Annotated in this window: 18 protein-coding genes; 5 read left to right on the top strand and 13 right to left on the bottom strand. The window is 60.0% G+C overall.

Annotation, left to right across the window (positions count from 1 at the left end; all coding sequences use genetic code 11):
* Positions 1–32: 32 nt before the first annotated feature.
* Positions 33–1,355: a C4-dicarboxylate transporter DctA gene (locus tag ABH944_RS18030; protein ID WP_404607928.1), complete on the bottom strand. Its 1,323-nt coding sequence runs from the start codon at positions 1,353–1,355 to the stop codon at positions 33–35.
* 236 nt (positions 1,356–1,591) lie between these two features.
* On the opposite strand from ABH944_RS18030, the gene ABH944_RS18035 reads away from it, so the two are divergent.
* Positions 1,592–2,281, top strand: coding sequence for a FadR/GntR family transcriptional regulator (locus ABH944_RS18035; RefSeq protein WP_404607930.1), 690 nt, complete (start codon positions 1,592–1,594; stop codon positions 2,279–2,281).
* A 211-nt stretch (positions 2,282–2,492) separates the two neighbouring features.
* On the opposite strand, the gene ABH944_RS18040 is transcribed toward ABH944_RS18035, so the two are convergent.
* Positions 2,493–3,092 (bottom strand): short chain dehydrogenase, encoded by a 600-nt coding sequence (locus ABH944_RS18040; RefSeq protein WP_404607932.1) that lies wholly within the window; start codon positions 3,090–3,092, stop codon positions 2,493–2,495.
* Positions 3,093–3,195: 103 nt separating this feature from the next.
* Here ABH944_RS18040 and ABH944_RS18045 point away from each other — a divergent pair, with 103 nt between their 5' ends.
* The 3 genes from ABH944_RS18045 (at position 3,196) to ycaO (ending at position 6,824) form a co-directional block, all read left to right on the top strand.
* Positions 3,196–4,089 (top strand): LysR family transcriptional regulator, encoded by an 894-nt coding sequence (locus tag ABH944_RS18045; protein WP_404607934.1) that lies wholly within the window; start codon positions 3,196–3,198, stop codon positions 4,087–4,089.
* A 304-nt stretch (positions 4,090–4,393) separates the two neighbouring features.
* Positions 4,394–5,029, top strand: coding sequence for a 2OG-Fe(II) oxygenase (locus tag ABH944_RS18050; protein WP_404607935.1), 636 nt, complete (start codon positions 4,394–4,396; stop codon positions 5,027–5,029).
* Positions 5,030–5,096: 67 nt separating this feature from the next.
* Entirely contained in the window at positions 5,097–6,824 is a 1,728-nt protein-coding gene (gene ycaO / locus ABH944_RS18055) for a 30S ribosomal protein S12 methylthiotransferase accessory factor YcaO (protein ID WP_404607936.1), read from the top strand.
* A 102-nt stretch (positions 6,825–6,926) separates the two neighbouring features.
* Here the strand turns inward: ycaO and ABH944_RS18060 are convergent, their stop codons facing one another.
* The 9 genes from ABH944_RS18060 to ABH944_RS18100 all read right to left on the bottom strand — a co-directional run bounded on the left by ABH944_RS18060 (position 6,927) and on the right by ABH944_RS18100 (position 15,313).
* The gene (locus ABH944_RS18060; protein ID WP_404607938.1) at positions 6,927–8,063 is read right to left on the bottom strand and encodes an ATP-binding protein; all 1,137 of its coding nucleotides are present in this window, start codon (positions 8,061–8,063) and stop codon (positions 6,927–6,929) included.
* A 68-nt stretch (positions 8,064–8,131) separates the two neighbouring features.
* On the bottom strand, positions 8,132–9,694 hold the full coding sequence (locus ABH944_RS18065; protein WP_404607939.1) for a class I adenylate-forming enzyme family protein: 1,563 nt from the start codon (positions 9,692–9,694) through the stop codon (positions 8,132–8,134).
* Positions 9,691–10,467 carry a VOC family protein gene (locus ABH944_RS18070; RefSeq protein ID WP_404607940.1) on the bottom strand — a complete coding sequence of 259 codons (777 nt, stop codon included), beginning with the start codon at positions 10,465–10,467 and terminating at the stop codon, positions 9,691–9,693. The genes ABH944_RS18065 and ABH944_RS18070 overlap by 4 nt, the downstream gene beginning before the upstream one ends.
* A complete protein-coding gene (locus ABH944_RS18075; RefSeq protein WP_404607941.1) occupies positions 10,467–10,913 on the bottom strand; it encodes a PaaI family thioesterase in 447 nt (148 codons plus the stop codon). The genes ABH944_RS18070 and ABH944_RS18075 overlap by 1 nt, the downstream gene beginning before the upstream one ends.
* Positions 10,914–10,945: 32 nt before the next feature.
* A complete protein-coding gene (locus ABH944_RS18080) occupies positions 10,946–11,950 on the bottom strand; it encodes a quinone oxidoreductase family protein (protein ID WP_404608116.1) in 1,005 nt (334 codons plus the stop codon).
* Between the two features lie 49 nt (positions 11,951–11,999).
* Positions 12,000–13,001: an ABC transporter substrate-binding protein gene (locus ABH944_RS18085; protein ID WP_404607943.1), complete on the bottom strand. Its 1,002-nt coding sequence runs from the start codon at positions 12,999–13,001 to the stop codon at positions 12,000–12,002.
* 21 nt (positions 13,002–13,022) lie between these two features.
* Positions 13,023–13,796 (bottom strand): ABC transporter permease, encoded by a 774-nt coding sequence (locus ABH944_RS18090; RefSeq protein ID WP_404607944.1) that lies wholly within the window; start codon positions 13,794–13,796, stop codon positions 13,023–13,025.
* Positions 13,797–13,799: 3 nt separating this feature from the next.
* A complete protein-coding gene (locus ABH944_RS18095) occupies positions 13,800–14,540 on the bottom strand; it encodes an ABC transporter ATP-binding protein (protein ID WP_404607946.1) in 741 nt (246 codons plus the stop codon).
* A complete protein-coding gene (locus tag ABH944_RS18100; protein ID WP_404607948.1) occupies positions 14,537–15,313 on the bottom strand; it encodes a GntR family transcriptional regulator in 777 nt (258 codons plus the stop codon). The genes ABH944_RS18095 and ABH944_RS18100 overlap by 4 nt, the downstream gene beginning before the upstream one ends.
* A gap of 356 nt (positions 15,314–15,669) precedes the next feature.
* On the opposite strand from ABH944_RS18100, the gene ABH944_RS18105 reads away from it, so the two are divergent.
* A complete protein-coding gene (locus ABH944_RS18105; protein WP_404607949.1) occupies positions 15,670–15,990 on the top strand; it encodes a DUF4148 domain-containing protein in 321 nt (106 codons plus the stop codon).
* Between the two features lie 237 nt (positions 15,991–16,227).
* Here the strand turns inward: ABH944_RS18105 and ABH944_RS18110 are convergent, their stop codons facing one another.
* Both ABH944_RS18110 and ABH944_RS18115 read right to left on the bottom strand, forming a co-directional pair.
* Positions 16,228–16,908, bottom strand: coding sequence for a GntR family transcriptional regulator (locus tag ABH944_RS18110; protein WP_404607951.1), 681 nt, complete (start codon positions 16,906–16,908; stop codon positions 16,228–16,230).
* A gap of 776 nt (positions 16,909–17,684) precedes the next feature.
* Entirely contained in the window at positions 17,685–19,007 is a 1,323-nt protein-coding gene (locus ABH944_RS18115; protein WP_404607953.1) for a replication protein O, read from the bottom strand.
* Positions 19,008–19,117 lie beyond the last annotated feature (110 nt).

Raw genomic sequence — 19,117 nt, forward strand, 5'->3', positions numbered from 1 at the left:
CGATTCAGGGAATGGCGACAAACACCGCGCGCTCAGACAGCGTGCGCAGGTTCGTGGCCGTGACTTGCGCCGGCGTGATCGGCCGGCACGAAAAGCAGTTCGGCATCCTGATTCAGCACACGTGTGGCGCGGACACGGTCGATATCCTTCTCCCACACGGCGACGACCACCGTCGCGACGCAGTTGCCGATCAGGTTGGTGACGGCGCGCGCAATGCCGACGAACCAGTCCACCGGCAGGATCAGCACGAGGCCGAGCACGGGAATGGCGGGGATCGCGGAGAGCGTCGCGGCAAGAATCACGATGGCCGAGCCGGGAATGCCATGCGCGCCTTTCGACGTCACCAGCGACACCAGCACCACCACGATCAAATCGTGGATGGACAGCGGCGTGTTGGTGGCCTGCGCGATGAAGATCACGGCGAGCGTGAGATAGATCGAGAAGCCGTCGAGGTTGAACGAATAGCCGGTCGGGATCACGAGGCCGACGGTGGAATCCTTCACGCCCATCCATTCGAGCTTGCGCATGATCTGCGGCAGCACGGCGTCCGACGAAGCGGTGCCGAGCACGATCAGCAGTTCCTCGCGCAGATATCGCACGAGCTTGAAGATGCTGAAACCAGTGAGCCGCATCACCACGCCGAGCACGACAAACACAAACACGAAGCAGCTCGCATAAAACACGATCACCAGCATGCCGAGTTGCTTGAGTGACTCGACGCCATACGTGCCCGTCGTGAACGCAATCGCACCGAGCACGCCGAGCGGCGCGAGCTTGATGATGAAACCCATGATGCGAAAGAACACGTGCGACAGCTCATCGATAAGACTCGTCACGCGCTGCGCCTTCTCGCCCAGCAGCGAGAGCGCCGCGCCGAACAGCACGGAGAACACCAGTACCTGCAGGATGTCGCCCTTCGCGAAGGCGTCCGTGGCGGTATCGGGAATGATCTTGAGCAGGAAGCCGGCCGTGTCCTTCAGGCTTTTCGCGTGTTCCGTGTAAGTGGCGAGCGAACCGGCGTCGAGCGTATGCAGGTCGATATTCATGCCCACGCCCGGCCGTGTGGCGTACGCGAGCACGGCGCCAATCACGAGCGCGAGCGTGGTCATGACCTCGAAATAGACCACCGACTTCAACCCGACGCGTCCGACCTTCTTCAGGTTCCCGGCGCTTGCCATGCCCGAGACGACCACGCAGAACACGATCGGCCCGATCACCATCTTGATGAGCTTGAGGAAACCGTCGCCCAGCGGCCTGAGAGTCTGGGCGAAATGAGGGAACACCGCACCGATCACGATCCCCGCGACCAGCGCGATCATGACCCGTCCAAACAGGGAATTAAGAAATCTCAACACGATGTTTCTCCTCGGTGTCGCACGGCACGGGATGATGACCATGCTAACTGTTCAGACTGGTCCGACCAGTTGCTGATGAGGAATATTAGAAAGCCGATATAGTGGAGTCAAGATCCGTTTGATACCGGTTTACCCGGCTTTTCAGCGTGCTTTCAAGCGGAAAACCGAATCAGGGCAGACGCTTGGGCGGAGCGCGCCTACAATGGCGGTCAGACCGCGCCACTCTTACTCGTCCTATGAAAAATGTTCCGCATACCGTGACCGATGCCGCCATCGCGACTATTCGTGAGCGCATCGAGACGAGCGTTTATCCGGTGGGCAGTCTGCTGCCGGCGCAGCGGCAGTTATCGGAGGAACTGGCGATCAGCCGCGCCTCGCTGCGTGAAGCGCTGTCCACGCTCGAAGCGCTCGGGATGCTGCATATCCGCCCCGGCAAGGGCGTATATGTGAACAGCGCCGAGGCGGCCGGCGCGCACGCGTGGCGTTTCGCCGATCAGGCGTCGCTGCCCGATACCTACCAGATGCGCTTCGCGCTCGAGGGTTTCGTCGCGCGGCTGGCGGCGCCGGCCATTGGGGACGCCGACATTGTCTGGCTGGAGGACAACCTCGATTCGCTGCATGGTGCGCTGACCTGCGCCGAACTCGACGAAGCCGCGCAACTCGACTTCGCGTTCCACATGCGCATCGTGAGCCTTGCGGGCAATACGGCGATCGAATCGATACTGCGCGGCAGCGCCGACATCATGAAAGAGAGCCAGCGTTTGCCGTTTTATCGGCGGGAACTGGTGTTGTCGACATATCACGAGCATCTGGCGATTGTCGACGCATTGAAGGCGCGCGACAGCGAACACGCCGGGCGCGCCATCGAAGCGCATATCGTCAACGCGGCTCAGCGGGCGGGCGTTCATTTTCCGATTCCGGTCTAGTCGGGCGGCCGTATTCACCGCCCGAAACAATGACGCGAAACAGGCTCGCAGGTTATTCACCGTTTATGTTGAGAACCTTGTGGATAACGTGTCTGGCGACGATCTAAGCCCTTGATGCGGCTCGGATTTGAGCCGCTGCCTCGCTTTGGTCAGCGGCGCATCGGGCGGGGAAACCGATTCATTACCGGCTCCGCTGATTGTCCAGACCCCGTTACCAGATCCGATAGACGCGACCCGTCTGCGCGCCTTCCACGCTGCGCCGGTAAGCCAACGCGACTTTCGCAACGGGGACACTCTCGAAGCCTGGAAAGAATGGCCCATACACCGATGCGGATTCCGTCACCAGGGTCGGACTGACGGCATTGATGCGAAGCCCGCGCGCCAGCTCGATCGCGGCTGCGCGCACAAAGCCTTCCACGGCGGCATTGACCGTGGTGGCATTGCTGCCCTGTCGAATGGGTTCCTCGGCAACAATGCCGCTCGTCAACGTGATCGAGCCGCCGTCGTTCAAGTGATGTTGGACTGCCAACGCGACGCGTATCTGGCCAAGCAGCTTGTCCTGCAAGCCCAGGTTGAACTGTTCGGCGGTGGTTTCAGCAACCGGCCCAAGATGCAGATTGCCTGTTGCCGCGATCAGGGCGTCGAATCGACCTACATGATCAAACAGCGCCTGCACGCTTGCCGCGTCGGTGATATCGACTTGCCGGTCTCCCCGGCTCTGGCCCACCACGACAATGTCATGCCGCGGCTGCATCTCTTCAACGATCGCGCGTCCAATCGTTCCCGTTCCTCCGATCACCACAATTTTCATCGCTAGCTCCCTGGTTCATGAAGATAAGCCGCGATTGTTCGCCTCCCACACGGTTAGTAAAAGACGCATAAGATTCGGACATCTCTAACTGGTGGTTAGCAATATGGACAAGTTGCGGTGTATGGAGGCGTTCGTCGCAGTGATCGAGACCGGGAATTTCAGCGCCGCCGCTGAGAAGCTCGACGTGTCATCCGTCATGGTCGGCAAGCACATCCGGCAATTGGAGGAGTTGCTGGGCGCCCGGCTTCTCCAGCGCAGCACGCGTCGGCAGAGCCTGACGGAAGCTGGTGCAGCCTTCTACGAAAGTGCCCGTACGGTGCTCGAACAAGTCCGCGTGGCGGAGCATTCGATCGAAATCATGCAGGCGGTTCCGCGCGGTCTCCTGCGCGTGAGCGCACCGGTGACCCTTGGCGCGAACGCCGTCGCTCCGCTGATCCCGGACTATCTGCGTCAGCACACCGAAGTGAAGATCGAACTGGTCCTGAGCAACACGCGCGTGGATCTGATCGAGGAAGGTTTCGACCTGGCAATACGCATAGGCGCGCTCTCCGACTCCGAACTCGTCGCGCGGCCGTTGCCGCCTTATCGGATGATCATTTGTGGCGCACCGGCCTATCTGGCACGAGCGGGCGTGCCGAGGACGTCGGCGGACCTGGCCAACCATCACTGTCTGGCACACCTGGTCTGGAACGGGCGAACCGCCTGGCAACTCGAAGACCGCCCCGAGTACACCTGGCCAATGCAGACGCGCTTTGCATCCAACGATGGGCAAGCGCTGCGTGCGGCAGCCGTGAATGGCGCGGGGTTGATCCTGCAGCCGGAAGTCCTGCTTGCGGACGATATTGCCGCAGGGCGGCTCGTACCCGTGCTGCAATCGATTGTGCCGGCCGCTCGTCCGGTGAACATGGTTTATCTTCGCGACCGCCGCCCGCGCCGCAAGCTGATGAGTCTCGTGGAGTATCTGCTCGAACGGATGGGCGGACCCGCGAACGCCTGAACAAGGCTCCAACGGCGCGAGCGAATCAAACGCTCAACACGTCTGCGTAGCCGATGGAAACCCGCTGCGCGAAGCAAAACACACCACCCGGAATGGGCCCAACGACACGCATCTTAAAGCGGGCCAGACCAGCGCGGGCACGCCGCTTGGGACCCCAGGGAAACAGTCAGGAGCCGGTGTTAATATCTGCCGCTCAGATTAAAGCCCCACCCCACCGATATCCGATCCCGCTTGCTTATCCGTAGCTTCGCTTCGGACAGCCTGCCGAATTTCCACCCAGCACCTTCGTTCGAAGGAAACCGCAGTGACCCGATCGCACCCGCCGGCGCATTCCGATGCGTCCGGAGATGACCTGCATGGTCATATTGTCGATGCCGTTCATGAGCATGGCTGGTCGGAACAGGACATTTTCCTGCCGCCGGACCTGACCCTTGCGCTGGCGCTGGAATGCGCGGCGCTCGCGGCGGCCGGCACGCTTACCTTGGCGCGTGTCAGCCAGGGCGCGGCGCGCTCGCTCCAGCCCGGCGTGCGCGGCGACCGGATCCAGTGGCTTGCGGCAGGTCAGTCGGCCGCATGCGATCGTTATCTCGCGATCATGGAAACACTGCGCGTTGCATTGAATCGCGGCCTGTTCCTGGGCCTCGATGAATACGAAAGCCACTTTGCGTTCTACGCACCGGGTGCTTCATACATGCAGCACCGCGACCGTTTTCGCCACGACGACAGCCGGACCGTGTCCGTGATCGTCTATCTGAATGCGGACTGGCTACCCGAGCACGGCGGCGCTTTAAGGCTGCATCCGGAAGGTTTGAGTACGCGGGACATCGCACCCGTCGGCAGCCGGATTGCCGTGTTTTTATCTGCCGACATGCTGCACGAAGTATTGCCCGCGACGCGCGACCGTTTATCGCTCACGGGCTGGTTCAGACGGCGCGCGTGACGTCACGTCATCGCCATGCCTCACACACATACCAGACTCCTCCTCGACCTAGATAAAGGCACACATCATGCAAACCGAAAGCTTCATTCCCGGCAAGGACGCATCGCTGGAATCCTCCATTGCCACCATGCAGCAGAAGCTCGCGGCGCGCGGCTTTTTCCTCGAGGAAAGCTCGTGGCTCAACCCGGCGGAGAACATCTGGTCAGTGCACATGCGCGACAAGGATTGTCCGCTGCTGTTCACCAACGGCAAGGGCGCGTCCGAACTCGCCGCGCGTGCGAGCGCACTCGGCGAATTCTTCGAGCGTCTCGGCTGCCACTATTTCTGGACCCACTTCTATCTCGGCCAGACCCGCGCTGAAGGCCCGTTCGTTCATTACCCGCAGGAACGCTGGTTTGCTCCCACCGAAGACGGTGCGTGGCCCGCTGAATTGCTGAACCCCAAGTTGCAGGCGTTCTACAACCCGGACAGCGATATCGACAGCTCGGTGATGGTCGACCTGAACTCAGGCAACGTGGAGCGCGGCATCTGCGCCCTGCCCTACACGCGTCTGCGCGACGGCACAGTGACGTGGTTCCCGGTGAATCTTATCGGCAACCTGTATGTGAGCAACGGCATGTCGGCGGGGAACACGAAACTCGAAGCGCGCACGCAAGCGCTCTCCGAGATTTTCGAGCGCCATGTGAAGTACCGCATCATCAGCGAAGGCCTGTGCCTGCCCGACGTCCCCGAGGAAGTCATCGCACGGTATCCGGGCATTGCGGCCGGTGTGAAGGCATTGCGCGACGCGGGCTTCGGCATTCTCGTGAAGGACGCTTCGCTGGGTGGCCGGTATCCGGTCATGAACGTGACCTTGCTGCATCCGAAAGACCAGGGCGTATTCCCGAGCTTCGGCGCTCATCCGCGCTTTGAAATTGCGTTGGAACGCGCGCTGACGGAACTCTTGCAAGGCCGCTCGCTCGACTCGCTGGAGAACTTTCCGGAACCCGGTTTCGATATGGACGAGATCACCGCCGTCGCAAATCTGGAGATCCACTTCGTGGATTCGAGCGGCGTGGTCAGTTGGGATTTCCTTGGCGAAGAACCCGACCACGCGTTCGCCGACTGGAATTTCAGCACGACGACGCAGGAAGATTACGACTGGCTGTGTGCGTGTATTGCGGCTGAGGGCAAGGACGTCTATATCTCGGATTTCGAAGAGCTCGATGTCTACGCGTGCCGCATTCTCGTGCCGGGCATGTCGGAGATTTATCCGGTCGAAGATCTGCAATGGGAGAACAACAGCGTGGGCAACGAGATCCGTCCGGCGCTGATCCGCCTGAACGAGCTCGACGACGACGAATGCCGCACGCTGCTCGACGACCTGCAGACCATGAACCTCGGCGACGAACGGCCGCTATGGGAGATTCTGGGCCTCGCCGTGCCGGTGGGAACAACATGGAAGGAACTGCGTATTGGTGAGTTGAAGACCTTGCTGGCGCTTGCCATAGGCGACACGGAAGCAGCCCGTGAAGGCTGCGACTGGATTCATCATTACCGCCAGATGAACCACGGGCGCTGGCTGGTTTACCGCTGTGTGGAAGCGCTGTTGAATCTCGACGAGCCGGACGACTTCAAGCATTCGCTCACGCTGCTCTACGGCGCGGAAACCTTGCGGCAGGCAGAAGCGCTGGTCGATGGTAAAGAGCGTTTCTTCGGGCTGCCCACGCTGGGCGCCGACATGGAAGGCAGTGCGATCCACGGCAAGCTGCTGGCAGCGTACGACAAGCTGTTTGTGCCGGTGAACAAGCACTGAGCGGAGATTCGAGGTGCGTCGCAGCGTGGACCATTCCCGGTTCCGGCCACGACGCGTATTGATCGTTCGTTGCAAAAGCGATGGCTTTAAAGAGCGTCCCTGTCAGACCGGGGCATCGTCACCCAGGGTGCCCTGTTCTCGAATCCACTGCGCAAACGCTTCATCCTCGAAGCGATATTCGCCATGTGCGAGTTTAGTCACGATGTTATCCGCCTGAAGCCGGCGCAATGAATGCGCAGGCGTGTTCATCGGCGGCGCCTTGGGCAGACCCAGCAATGTTCCCAGTTGCTCGCGCGCTGCCTGGCCATGGAAGTCGGAGACCATGCCTTGAGCCATCATGCCGAGCAGCGCGCGGTCGGCAGGCAGCAACCCGGTCCACTGCCGCTTGAATTGCTCGTTATTGAATACATGTTCTTTCGTGAATTGCAGCGCGGCGTCCGGGCCGTCGAACGGGTACGTAAGATGCCGCTCCAGAAAACGCCGGAAAAATTCCGGCGTGCTGTTGAGCTGATCGAAAGCCGCGACCGCATGCTTCATTGAGAGCTGATGCTTGGCGATGGTGTTGACTTTCTTCACCATGAATTCCAGGAAATCGCGGCCAAGCAACGGAAACGCTTCAAGGGGCGCCCAGTTGAAAAACGGCTCGGACGAACGCCCGAACATGGTTCTCAAGGTCGATTCCGAACTGCCGGCAAAGATCACTTTCAGCCGGTCCTTGCGAACATCAAGCTCCGCGCGCAGCGCATGCGCGAAATTCGAGTGGGCCACGGCAGCCAGAACCTGCGCTTCATCTATGATCAGCAGGAGTGGTTTCGGCTGCGAATCGAAGGCCTTGAGCGCGTCGGATAACAACGTGTCGACATACTTCTTGTCCTCCTCCGATAATTCCGCCTCGACCGACGCTTCACCGAATGCCGGAATCTTGCCCGAGGCCTTGAGCTTCCTGACCGGACTTTTGGCTCGACGTGCGAGCCTGGCCCACCAGTTTGGCTCAATGGCGCCATAGAGAGCGCCCACCAGCACGCCGGCGGGTTCCTTGTCGTCGTCCCACAGGTTCACGTACGCGCTCAAGTACCCGCGTGCCGCGGCTGCCGGAATCAGGTCTTTGAGCAGGAATTCGGTCTTGCCCATCCGCCGCTGTGCGAACAGCGTGCGCGCGGAAGAAAGACCCAACCCGAACAGGTCGAGATAGCCTGCAGCAAGCTCCGGACGAGAAAAATGCCACTGATCGGGTTTCATGTTTCAAACTATATCATCATATTTTAAATATATCAAAACCGATGATATAACTTGATAGTCAGCGCCGGTCAGGTCTTTTCAGGATGTTCTTCATCCGCCAGCCGCCTTGCCGCTTCGCCCTTTAAAACCGTCCGGTCGATCTTGTTCGTCGACGCGAGCGAAAACGCATCGACGAACCAGACTTGCCGCGGATGCTGATAGGCCGGCGCATGTTCCAGCGCGAAGGCTTTCACCTCCTCCGCGCTCAATTGCGCCCCCGGTTTCAGCACGACAAAGGCCACGGGTTTTGCCCCCTTGATCGCATCGTCGACGGGAATCACGCTCGCTTGCTGGATTGACGGATGCTGCTCGAGCATCTTTTCCACATCACCCGGGAAGATGTTCTCGCCACCGGAAACGAACATGTCGTCGCGTCGTCCGATGAACGAATAGAAACCATTTTCGTCGCGACGGAATACATCACCGGTGCGATAAAAACCGTCGGGGGTGATCGGCGTGGCCAGGTCCGGGCGGTTGTGATATCCGTTCATCAGGCCCCGGCTGCGCAGTTCCAGCTCACCTTCGCTCGCGAGCTCACCGTTCGTATCGACAAGACGAAGTTCGACCTGGCCGTGCGCCGCGCCGATCGCATACGCAGGCGTGGGCAAACCAGCGGGATGCGGTCCGAACACGACCGGCCCTCCCTCGGTCGTGCCGTACGCGTTGATGACCTGCGCGTTCGGCAGCAGCGCGTGAGTCCGCTCGAGCAACGCGCCGCTGACCGGCGCCGAGCCCATTCGCACATAGCGCACCGACGACAAATCCGTGTGCGCAAGCAGTTCACGCTCCTGCATCATCATGGCGATCATCGGCGGCACGGAAGTCAGCCACGTGCAGCGATACGTATCGATGGCGCGAATGTAATTGCGCGCGTTGAAGGCCGGCATCAACACGGTTGTGGCACGCGCGGCCAACGCAAGAAACACCAGCGCGAGCGCGTTCATGTGATAAAGCGGCGCGGCGATCAGCACGCGCTCACCGCCCAGCGGCTGCGCTTTCAAGCGCGTTTCGATCACCCAGAGATGACTCGCGTGCGAAAGAACGACACCCTTGGGACGGCCTGTGGAGCCCGACGTATAAAGGAATAACGCGGCTTCCTTTTCGTGCGGAATAACCGGCTCGAAGGTCCGCCCTTGTGCTTTTGAATCCGCGATAAACGATGCAAATCCCTGTTCACCGGGGGCTTCTTGCTCACCGTCGAACACCACGCGCGGCAGCATGACGGGAGCGTCGGCGAAACGCCTGGAATCAGTGAAGACGAGACACGCCCCGCTATCCGCAATCACATCCGCAATCAGCGCCCGCGGAAATTTATAGTTGACCGGCACAGCGACCAGTCCTGCGCGCATGATGCCGAGCATGGTCGCGACATAGTCCGCTGAATTCGCTGCGAGCAGCGCAATGCGCTCGCCTCGGGCGTACTGGCCGGCGAGCGTATAGGCCACTGCGTCGGCGAGCGCATCGAGTTGGGCGAAGGTGTATTGACGCTCGTTGAAACCATCATCAAGGCCGATGATCGCTAGTGCATCGGCGCCTCGATCGCCATTCTCGCCGCGTGCAATCAGCGCGCCGAGATTCGTCGGGAAAGTCATGGTATGAATTCCAGCAAGGTATCGAAGCGAGGCAGAGCGATAAGCGCGCGCTGCGTCTCGACAGACGCAGGAAAACCGGCCACGTCCGCGTGCTCACCCACCGAACGCCACGCCGGAGTGCGCACCGTGATCGCGGCATAACGCGGCCCACGCGCAGCAATGTACTGCGCAGTCGTGCCAAAACGCGTGTAGAAATCCGCACGAGTCCAGTACACCAGGTCGAAGCCCGGCTCGATCTCGCCGAGTTGCACATACGGCTCAGGCGCAACGTCGATCAGATGCAGCGCGCTCAAGCCCACGGCGCCATTCGGATGGCTCTGCCACTCGCTGCGGAAAACGAGCTCGGGCGTCAGGTGCCGGCAGAAGTAGACGCGGCCTCCGTCAAGCTGGCCCGGCTTCAGGCGCACGGTAGTGAAACGCGCGTCGCCAAGGGGTTCGCCATCGAGCTCGACCGGACGCGAGAACGTCTGCGGCGGCGTGGCATGGAAACCGGCCTGGCGCAGGCTATCGAAGATCTCGACCGGATCATCGATGCGGAACACGAGGCCATCGGGACCCAGTGGACTCGACACAATCTCCTCGCGCACGGTCTTGCCATCGGCAGGCAAGCCGATGAGTTCAAGGTAGTGGTCACCGAACACAATCGCGTGATTGATCGAGCCGAGCGTGTGATACCCACGGGGAGCCACCGTGAAGCCGAGTTGCTCAAAGGTCTGCTGAGCGGCGTCGGTATCGAAACGCGTGTTGATGACGAGATGGTCGAGCTTCAGCATCAGGGTCTGGCCGGCGCGGGGGTTGAGGTCGCGGTCGCCGTTGAATAGGCGCCGCGTCCGCTGGCAACGAGCTTGCCGTCCTTGTCGAAGACCTGTGCTTCGGACACGGAGACCTGCGAGCCGAACTTGATCACCTTGCCCTTCACGGTCAGGTCGCCCTGGAACGCGGCGCGGTGATAGTCCACGCGCAGGTCGATCGTGGGCACGCCCCGCCCGGTCTTCGACACCAGCGCCCAATCCGCCGCCAGGTCCACGAGCGCGGCGAGAATGCCGCCGTGCGTGTAGCCCTTGTCCGGATTCACGACCCATTCTTCGCGCCAGGTGGCGAGCAGTTCGATCTCGCCCTCACTCACCGATACCACCTTCAAACCCAGCCATTCGTGAAACGGGCCGCGCCGCAAACGCGCCTCGATATCCTGCGCGCTCGGCAATGTTGCTTCGTTCATGATGTTTACCTCAACTGATCTCATCGACGGATTCAGGGATTGACCACGACCTTGCCCAGCACTTCGCGATCGCGAATCAGGCGCAGTCCTTCAGCCGCTTGTTCCAGCGGCAGCGTCCGGTCGATGGACGGCGTCAGGTCACCCGCCGCAATCTGATCGAGCAGCGCGCGCAGGTTTTCATCGTAGAAACTGTTCGAGCCGATGATCTTCAGCTCGAAGCTCCAGATGTAGCGAAGGTCTTCGGCAGGCGCGTGCCCTGCCGTCGCGCCGCATACGAGCAACGTGCCGCCGCGCTTCAGGCATTTCAGCGACGGCACCCAGGTGTCTCCGCCGGTGAAATTCACCACCACATCCACCCCGCCCTCATAGGTCCGGCGCTGCGGTTTGCCGTACTCGCCGATCGCCCACTTCGAGAAGTCCGTCGTCTTGTAGTTCACCGTATGATCAGCGCCCAGCGCCTTCAGTTGCTCGCACTTCTCGTCGCTGCCTGCGCACGCAATCACCTCGGCGCCCAGTTGCTTCGCGATAAGAATGCACGCCGTGCCCACCCCGCCGCTCGCACCGAGAATCAGCACGCGGTCGCCCGCTTTCACGGTCTTGTGCGTGACCAGCATGCGGTGTGCAGTGCCGTACGCCACCGGCAACGCGGAAGCAGCGTCATAGCTCACGGCATCGGGTAACGGAATCAACTGGCCGACCGAGACCAGGCAGTATTGCGCCATGCCGCCGTCGAGCATTTCGCCCATCAAGCCTCTCTCGGGATATAGCGGATTCACGAGCACGCGGTCACCCGTCTTCCACCCTTCCACACCCTCGCTCAGCTCAGCGATATCGCCCGCCATGTCGAGCCCGATCACGACCGGAAACGGCACCTTGATTCCCGGCATGCCCTTCACGGTGAACACATCGTGGTAGTTGAACGACGACGCGCGCACGCGGATCACCACGTGTCCGGGCGTTGCCTTGGGCACAGGCTTGTCGGTGACCACATGCAGCTGATCGAGGTCGCCGTGCTCATTGAGCACGAGCGCCTTCATGGTCGATGGAATGGCTGTTGTCACGGTGTCTGCTCCATTTGATGTCAGATTATTGGATCGTTTTCGACGCCGCATACGGGCCGGTATCGAAGAGATCGGCGGGCAGCGTGCCTTTGATCACACCGCCATCCACGAAGATCTGGTGCTCGCGCTTGAGCGTCTCCAGATCGATTGGTTCAAACGTCACGCGATTGATGTCCGACCAGCGCGCGGCGTACGCCTGCGCGTCCTCGGCGGGCAGATTCGCGCTCTTCTGCAGGATTGCTGCGACGTCGTTCTGATGCGTCGCGCCCCATTGCAACGCCGTGCGCATGCCTGCGATCAGCTTTGCCACGTCTTGCGGATGCTGAGCGAGGTAGTCGGCGCGGATCGCGCTCACGCCTATGTAGGGGGTTGCATCCGACTTTGTCAGCTTCTTCCACTCATCGCCAAAACTGCCAAGCCGCTTGACCTTCAACTCCTTTAGTTGTGCGATGGTCACCGAACGCAATGCAGCGGCATCGACCTGATTTTGTACGAGGAATTGCGCAAGCCGTGCTTCGTTCCCTGGAACGATGGAAAAGTCGTTCGCCTTGATGCCGTCATTACCCTGCAGCACCGCGGTGGCAATCGCCGCGACCGAACTGCCCGGCGGCGACATGCCGACCTTCTTGCCACGCAGGTCGGCAAGTGACTTGATAGGCGAATCCTCGGCCGCGACGAATTCGACATCGGCCGGTTGTGTGGCAAGCACGATCTTCAACGGCACACCCTCGGCTGCTGTGCTGAAGACAGCAGCGGCAGGTGCGGCAAATGCGAAGTCGATCGCGTTGGCGGCCAGCGCGCGATTGGGTGCGTTAACATCGGAGAATCGAATGAAGGTGACGTCGAGGCCGCGCTGCTGCAGGAATTTTTGTGCCTCGAGCACCGCGCCGAAGCCGAGGCTCACACCGCTCGTCCAATAGCCAATGCGCATGGGTTCGGCATGCGCCGTTTGCACGGCGCCGAGTATCGCGGTGGTCGCGACAGCCGTCGCAACCGCCGCTCGCCTGAAGAGTGAAATACCTTTCATGGTTCCTTGTTCCCCGTTAGATCAATCCGTCTTTTTCCAGCGAAACAGATGGCGCTCGAGTGGCTTCAACACACCCGCTTCGAGCAGGAGCATCAGGACAACGAGCGTGACGGTCCACGCGAAGACCTGGTCGGTCTGCACGAGATCGGCCGCCTGCCGCAGACGATAACCAATGCCGTTCGACGACCCGATCGTCTCCGCCACGAGCGAGACGCGCCAGCCAAAACCGAACGCGAGCCGCGCGCCGGCGAAGAAATGCGGCAGGATGGTCGGCAGGAAGATCTTGCGCATGATCTGCGTCTGCGACATGCGAAAACTGCGCGCGAGTTCGACATGGCTGCTGTCAACAGTCAGCGCGCCTTGCCATACGTTCGTCAGGATCAGCGGCATTGCCGTCATGAACACAACGAAGATGGTGGTCGAGTTCGAGATGCCGAACCAGATGATGGCGAACACCGCCCATATCGCGGAAGACACCGTGTTCACGATCGACAGCAGGGGCTCGAAAAAATGCGCCACGCGCGGGTTCGAACCGAGCGCAATACCCAACGGCGCACCAACCAGGGCCGCCAGCAGAAACCCAGCCACTACGCGATACAGCGTGATGCCGAGGTCATCGAAGAACGTGCCGCTTTGTACGAGTCCGACAAACGCGTGCGCCACTCGCAACGGGCCGGGCAATACGAACTGCGGCATGCGCAGCGACGCGAGCCACCATGCCGCGAGCAGCAAGATGACAAGCACCACGCGTTGCGCAACGGTTGAAGCGAACGAACTACGCGGGACAGTGGACATAGGTCAGATCAGGAGACGCAGTTGGCGGATCGCTTCGGCGACGATCGGATCGGTGGCAGTACGCGGGCGCGGCAACTGGACATCGACAATCTCGCGCACACGGCCAGGGCGCGGCGCGAGCACCACGACCCGATCCGCAAGCACGATCGCTTCCTCCACGTCGTGGGTCACGAACAGCACGGTCATGCGCTGCATCGCATGAATGCGCAGCAGTTCCTCATGCATCTGCGTGCGCATCTGCGGATCGAGCTTTGAAAACGGTTCGTCCATCAGCAGGATACGAGGACCGGTGACAAGGCTCCGTGCCAGAGCGACACGGCTGCGCATGCCGCCCGATAACTGGTGCGGGTGGGCATCGGCAAAACCTTGCAGTCCAACCAGATCAAGGACCGCGTTGGCGCGGGTGTGGCGCTCGCGAGCGGGAATCGCAGGACTCGCCGCTTCAAGACCGAACTCGGCATTCGAACGCGCAGTGCGCCAAGGCAACAGGCGGTCTTCCTGGAACATATACGAGAGTGCGTTACGGTCCTTCGTCCCTTCGGCACGCTTGCCATCGATCCAGAGTTCGCCCTCGCCCGGTTCAAGCAGGCCGGCGACCATGTTGAGCAGGGTGCTCTTGCCGCATCCCGAGGTGCCAAGAAGCGCGACTATTTCGCCCTGGGCTACATCGAAGGTGACATGATCCAAAACCTTTAGTGATCCGAAGTGCTTCCCTATACCGCGCAACGAAATGACAGCGCTCATCGGCGAAGCTCCGCCACCGTGTATAGCGGCAACGACGCGCCGGCGCTCGAAAGACTCGCGTATACCTTCTCCATCGTCATGCTCTGGAACGTTTCTATATGACGGCGGGCGATGGTCTCCGCCCGGCGTCCATCGCGCGCAATGAACGCGTCGATCATCGCGTTGTGATCGTGCTTGATCTCCGGTTTGGTGCCCTGCACGCCAAAACCAAGCGCGACGAGACGCGACATTTCATCGAGCAGGCTTGCGAGCGTTCGATACAGCCGCTCGTTGCCGCTTGCCGCAGCTATTGCCAGATGAAATTCGCGATTGGCGTCGAGGAACACATCTATTTGCGCCGATAATGCCCGCTCCGGATGCGGCACCCGGCACGCCGCTTCGAGGCGCCGCAGCAGCTCGACATCAACGCGGCCGCATGCCAGCCGTGCAGCCAGCGGCTCGAGTTGCACGCGCAGCGCGAACACCTCTTCCACGTCTTTCAACGTGATCGCCGCAATCCGGTAACCCTGTCGCGGCAGAGAGCGGACGAACCCTTCGTGGACAAGCCGCACGAGTGCAATACGGCAGCTGGTTTTACCAATGCCGTACTCCGACATCAACTGGCTTTCGGTCACGGTCGACCCGGGCATCAGCTTGCACGAAAGCAGGTCGCGGCGGATACGTTCGTAGGCGTCATCGCCGCGTAAGACAGCGGGCATGGACGGAACAGGCAATTCAGGAGATGGCGCTGCGGATTCGTCGTAGGTCATGGCCGTAGGTTGTGAGCTGCTCACGACATGGAATTGATATGTTCAAGAAACTATCGTAGGCGCTGATACGGCTTTTCGAAAACAAGTTATTTAAATAAGTACCTTGGACACGGATATATCGTGGGATGCTCAGGATCAGGTGGCATCCAGGCCTTGCGCCTCCGTTAGCGCCCGGTTTTCCAATCAGATGTAAATGCTGACCATTGTCGGCAATCCTTAGCATGGCTTTTATTGCTTCGTTCGCAATTAAACGGGGGGTTTTAGCTACTTAAAGCCGATACTGTTGCTTATACTGGAAGGAATTGGCGGCAGTTAAGCCCCGCTTATCTGGCGTGAGGTTTGCATGTATCTACTTGGCAAACTTCATGGGAGATTTGATCATGCTCAAGACTCTTATTCCTGCGGTAGTCGTCGCTTCGGCCCTCGCTGCACCGGCGCTCGCATTTGCTCAGGACAACACGCAAGTGACCCGTTCGGCCGTCAAGACGGATTTGCAGCAAATGGAGCAGTCGGGCTACAACCCCGCAGCCGAGAGTACGACTTATCCCGACCAGGCCCAGGCCGCCGAACAGCGTGTGGAGTCCGAGCGCGGCGTGGCCGCGACGTCATACGGGCCATCGATGACCGGCGCATCTGCTTCAGGCATGCGCTCACCGATGACTGCGGCGGACGGAACACATTCAATTTATTTCGGCCATTGATGAGCCGGGTTGGGTTGGGGTAAGCCGCTGACTGACGTGGAGGAATGTGGGCGCTGGTAATACCTGATCGCGAGCGTTCCTACAACTCGACGGATCAAGGAGGCAAAGGCGCCGTACGGAACGAAAGAGGCCGTTTTCAACTGACGTTGGAAACGGCCTCTTTCATTGTCTGCTGAGTGCGACGCTTACCCGGCAAAGTGAGCTCGCCGGTCTTCGCTCCCGTCCTACCCCCGCGAATTACTCTTGCTCTTCCGATGTTTCATCCAGCATTCGCATAGCCGCCTGCTCGGCGTTGGCCACATGCAACCGCGCGGCCGCACCGGCTCCCTCCGCATCCCGCGCTTTCAATGCCTTGAACAGTTTGTCGATTTCACGAAGGCTGGTCGGCAACCGGTCTGGATGCATTAGCGAAGTCGCGCGCAGCAGGTTGACCCGCGAATACAGGCTATTCAGGATCTCTTTGACCAATGCATTGCCGCAGTTATCGAGCAGGACATCGTAGAGTTCAGTTTTGGCCTTGAGCACGCCCGCTTGATCATTGGCCAACGCCTGCGCGCGCAGTGCCTTCGCTTTTTCTCCGAACTGCACGATGGCCTGATCGTCCGCAAGGCGGGCGAATTCACTGGCCGCGAAACCTTCCAGCAAACCGCGAATTGCATACAGCTCGGCCGCTTCCTGCTTCGACATGATGGCGACCACAGGTCCCTTGTGCGGCACGCTGCGTACCAGCTTCTCAGCTTCCAGGCGGCGCAAGGCTTCGCGGACCGAGGTTCGGCTGACACCCAGCGTCTCGCACAACTCACGTTCGATAAGCCGCGCGCCAGGCGCGAAGCGTCCTGTCGTGATCGCCTGTCGAAGCACATTCTCCACCTGATGGCGCAGCGTTTCCGGCCGCACCAAACCCATTTCGGCTGTCATTATTGTATTCCCGTCTGACAAAGATCACCCCGCATGATACTTGATGCGGCGGGTTAAAAAGAATGCCCGTGAGCTTGGCTTTGGGCCGTTCTGGGAAGTATCTTGTCTTTCTGATGAATTTGTCGGATTGAATGATTGTCGGGTAGCTTGATCGATATTTGATGATGTCTTTTCCGTCGCCAGACTGGGTCGTCGTCAGTGCCTCTTTGAACGAAGCTTCGATCCGATGACCCGAATTCAGGGTGCAAGACTTCGACTCGCTTTTTGAACCGGCGTAAGCCTCGCTATTGATATTCCCTGGGGCACCTGGCCCAGTTCGTAATCTGGTTTTGGCCTGGCGCAGTGGTTTCGATCTGGAGACGAGGTCCTCTGGGAGTGGCCGCACGGCGCAGTGCATCATGAAATACAGACGGTAAGCGGTTTGACCGTTAGTTGCGACTGGGTACATTTCAGGTGTCTTCTGCGATCCGATTAGAAGGCATCTGCACCCTGGAGATGTGAACTGAAATTTGCAGTGGAAGGCTGACTCCCGCACGTTGCCGTGCTATGCATGCCCTTCTCGAATTCCGATTTCACTCCTGTCAACGAATCCCCCAGTCTGCTAAATCTGCGGGTGACGAACCAGCGGAGAGCATGTTTCGCTCACGCATTTATGCCGGTTCACATCCCACGGTTCGCGACAGATTGATCGTGCGGATCAATTGCGATTTGTCATTCAGAAGCATCGGAGAACACCGCTTCTGATGACATCTGTGAAACCGCACGGAAGCTCACCATCATTGACCAGTCGTCAAATTGGGCTCCACAGTCTCAACTGTCCGCACGTCGCGAGTATCTGACGAGACGCCGGCACACGTAGCCCGGAGCATCTTCTTCATCTCATTGAGGCGGTCGTTGATCGTAGACGTTCTTGTCCGCGGCATTGCGTGCTCAGCAGTCGATATGGCCTTTGTCTGATTCGCGTGGTTTTCGTCGCATTTCAAACGGAATGCCGTGACCTGATCGGGCGTTGCCGGACCGATTTCCTTCGCGTTTAGCGCGGCGACGAACGCGGTTGCCCATTGCCCAGTCGCGACACGTGGTCTTGCTTCACGATAGTTGTGGACGCTGATCGAATCCGCTGTGCTGGAGACCGTGATGAGTCGTGTGTTGGCAGTGTCGACGAACATCTGGGCAGCGCATTGAAGCACGGTGGCATCGACGCTCGCAGCGCGTTGGTTCTCTTCGGCCAGTTGTTCCGCAGCGAGTCGTTTAGCGCGGATCTGATGTCCAAAATCGACCGGGGAACGGAGCAGGGCGCGAAGATAGCTTATCGGGCGCTTCGCGTTTCGGAGATGTTCCCATGTCGCTTCGACTACATCGGACAGCAACTTTGCCTGTGCCTTCGCTTCTCGCATGAGTTTAAAAATCAAAAATTGACGAAAACCCAAGCTCAGCAGGCGCTGGAGATCCGCGGGGAGCTCTCCTGGTTGTCTCTTTTGATTCTTAGGGAACAGATCCTTATATATAGCTCCGTCTGCCACCGTGACACACGGTGGGTTAAATGAAGGAGCGGGCGGGCGGAGTGTTTCAACGCTCGTTGAAACGAAGCCATCAGGTTGAGCGGCTGGAGCGTGCCGGGCAAAAGCGTCCGAACCGGTCGCTTGTGTTCCGGATGCATGAGACACGTATCCAAGGACAATGGCGGATTTTTCGGTGAGATGGAGGTAGGCGCGGCCAAACAGGCCCGCGGTCCCGAAGCGTTTTTGCGGAACGCGTTCGACCAGCCCAGCCGTTTCGAGATCGTCCAGGCTCCGATAGAAGGTCCGCATTGACTGCATGGCACGGCCGGTCAGAAGCTCACGGCGGGCGAATATGGCGGCGTACGGACGGTTGGCGTCCACAGTACGAGCAAGCGCAGCCAACACGGCTCGAGCACGAGCAGGGAGTGCCGGGAAGTTCGCAGCACGATGTGCGGCCCGGAATACAACCCAAGGGAGGTTTGATTGACCGGCCAGAAACTCGTCCAGCGCGGTTTGATCGATGTCGACGGAATCGTCGGAGGGTGGAAGAGGGTACAAGTCCCCCTCGCCAGCAACGGAAAGTTGCGCGATAAGCATGTCACACGTCCATTTCTTCAAAATGGAAGAGAAACGCTTGACTGCCGATCGCTATCCGCTACACTTCGAGGTGTTGGGCCTTTATCCGATTCCCGTCGGAGAAATGCAGC

Origin of the sequence: Caballeronia udeis, from assembly GCF_044909315.1 — a bacterium.
Lineage (GTDB): Bacteria > Pseudomonadota > Gammaproteobacteria > Burkholderiales > Burkholderiaceae > Caballeronia > Caballeronia udeis_A.

Excerpts from the sequence above, each read along its gene's own strand:
- ABH944_RS18080 (WP_404608116.1), bottom strand. The coding sequence starts at position 11,950 with ATGAAGGCGCTCGTGCTCAATGAGCACGGCGACCTCGATCAGCTGCAT.
- ABH944_RS18065 (WP_404607939.1), bottom strand. The coding sequence starts at position 9,694 with ATGACTTTCCCGACGAATCTCGGCGCGCTGATTGCACGCGGCGAGAAT.
- ABH944_RS18060 (WP_404607938.1), bottom strand. The coding sequence starts at position 8,063 with ATGAAACCCGATCAGTGGCATTTTTCTCGTCCGGAGCTTGCTGCAGGC.
- ABH944_RS18045 (WP_404607934.1), top strand. The coding sequence starts at position 3,196 with ATGGACAAGTTGCGGTGTATGGAGGCGTTCGTCGCAGTGATCGAGACC.
- ABH944_RS18035 (WP_404607930.1), top strand. The coding sequence starts at position 1,592 with ATGAAAAATGTTCCGCATACCGTGACCGATGCCGCCATCGCGACTATT.
- ABH944_RS18075 (WP_404607941.1), bottom strand. The coding sequence starts at position 10,913 with ATGAACGAAGCAACATTGCCGAGCGCGCAGGATATCGAGGCGCGTTTG.
- ABH944_RS18095 (WP_404607946.1), bottom strand. The coding sequence starts at position 14,540 with ATGAGCGCTGTCATTTCGTTGCGCGGTATAGGGAAGCACTTCGGATCA.
- ycaO (WP_404607936.1), top strand. The coding sequence starts at position 5,097 with ATGCAAACCGAAAGCTTCATTCCCGGCAAGGACGCATCGCTGGAATCC.
- ABH944_RS18110 (WP_404607951.1), bottom strand. The coding sequence starts at position 16,908 with ATGACAGCCGAAATGGGTTTGGTGCGGCCGGAAACGCTGCGCCATCAG.
- ABH944_RS18115 (WP_404607953.1), bottom strand. The coding sequence starts at position 19,007 with ATGCTTATCGCGCAACTTTCCGTTGCTGGCGAGGGGGACTTGTACCCT.
- ABH944_RS18040 (WP_404607932.1), bottom strand. The coding sequence starts at position 3,092 with ATGAAAATTGTGGTGATCGGAGGAACGGGAACGATTGGACGCGCGATC.
- ABH944_RS18090 (WP_404607944.1), bottom strand. The coding sequence starts at position 13,796 with ATGTCCACTGTCCCGCGTAGTTCGTTCGCTTCAACCGTTGCGCAACGC.
- ABH944_RS18085 (WP_404607943.1), bottom strand. The coding sequence starts at position 13,001 with ATGAAAGGTATTTCACTCTTCAGGCGAGCGGCGGTTGCGACGGCTGTC.
- ABH944_RS18105 (WP_404607949.1), top strand. The coding sequence starts at position 15,670 with ATGCTCAAGACTCTTATTCCTGCGGTAGTCGTCGCTTCGGCCCTCGCT.
- ABH944_RS18070 (WP_404607940.1), bottom strand. The coding sequence starts at position 10,467 with ATGCTGAAGCTCGACCATCTCGTCATCAACACGCGTTTCGATACCGAC.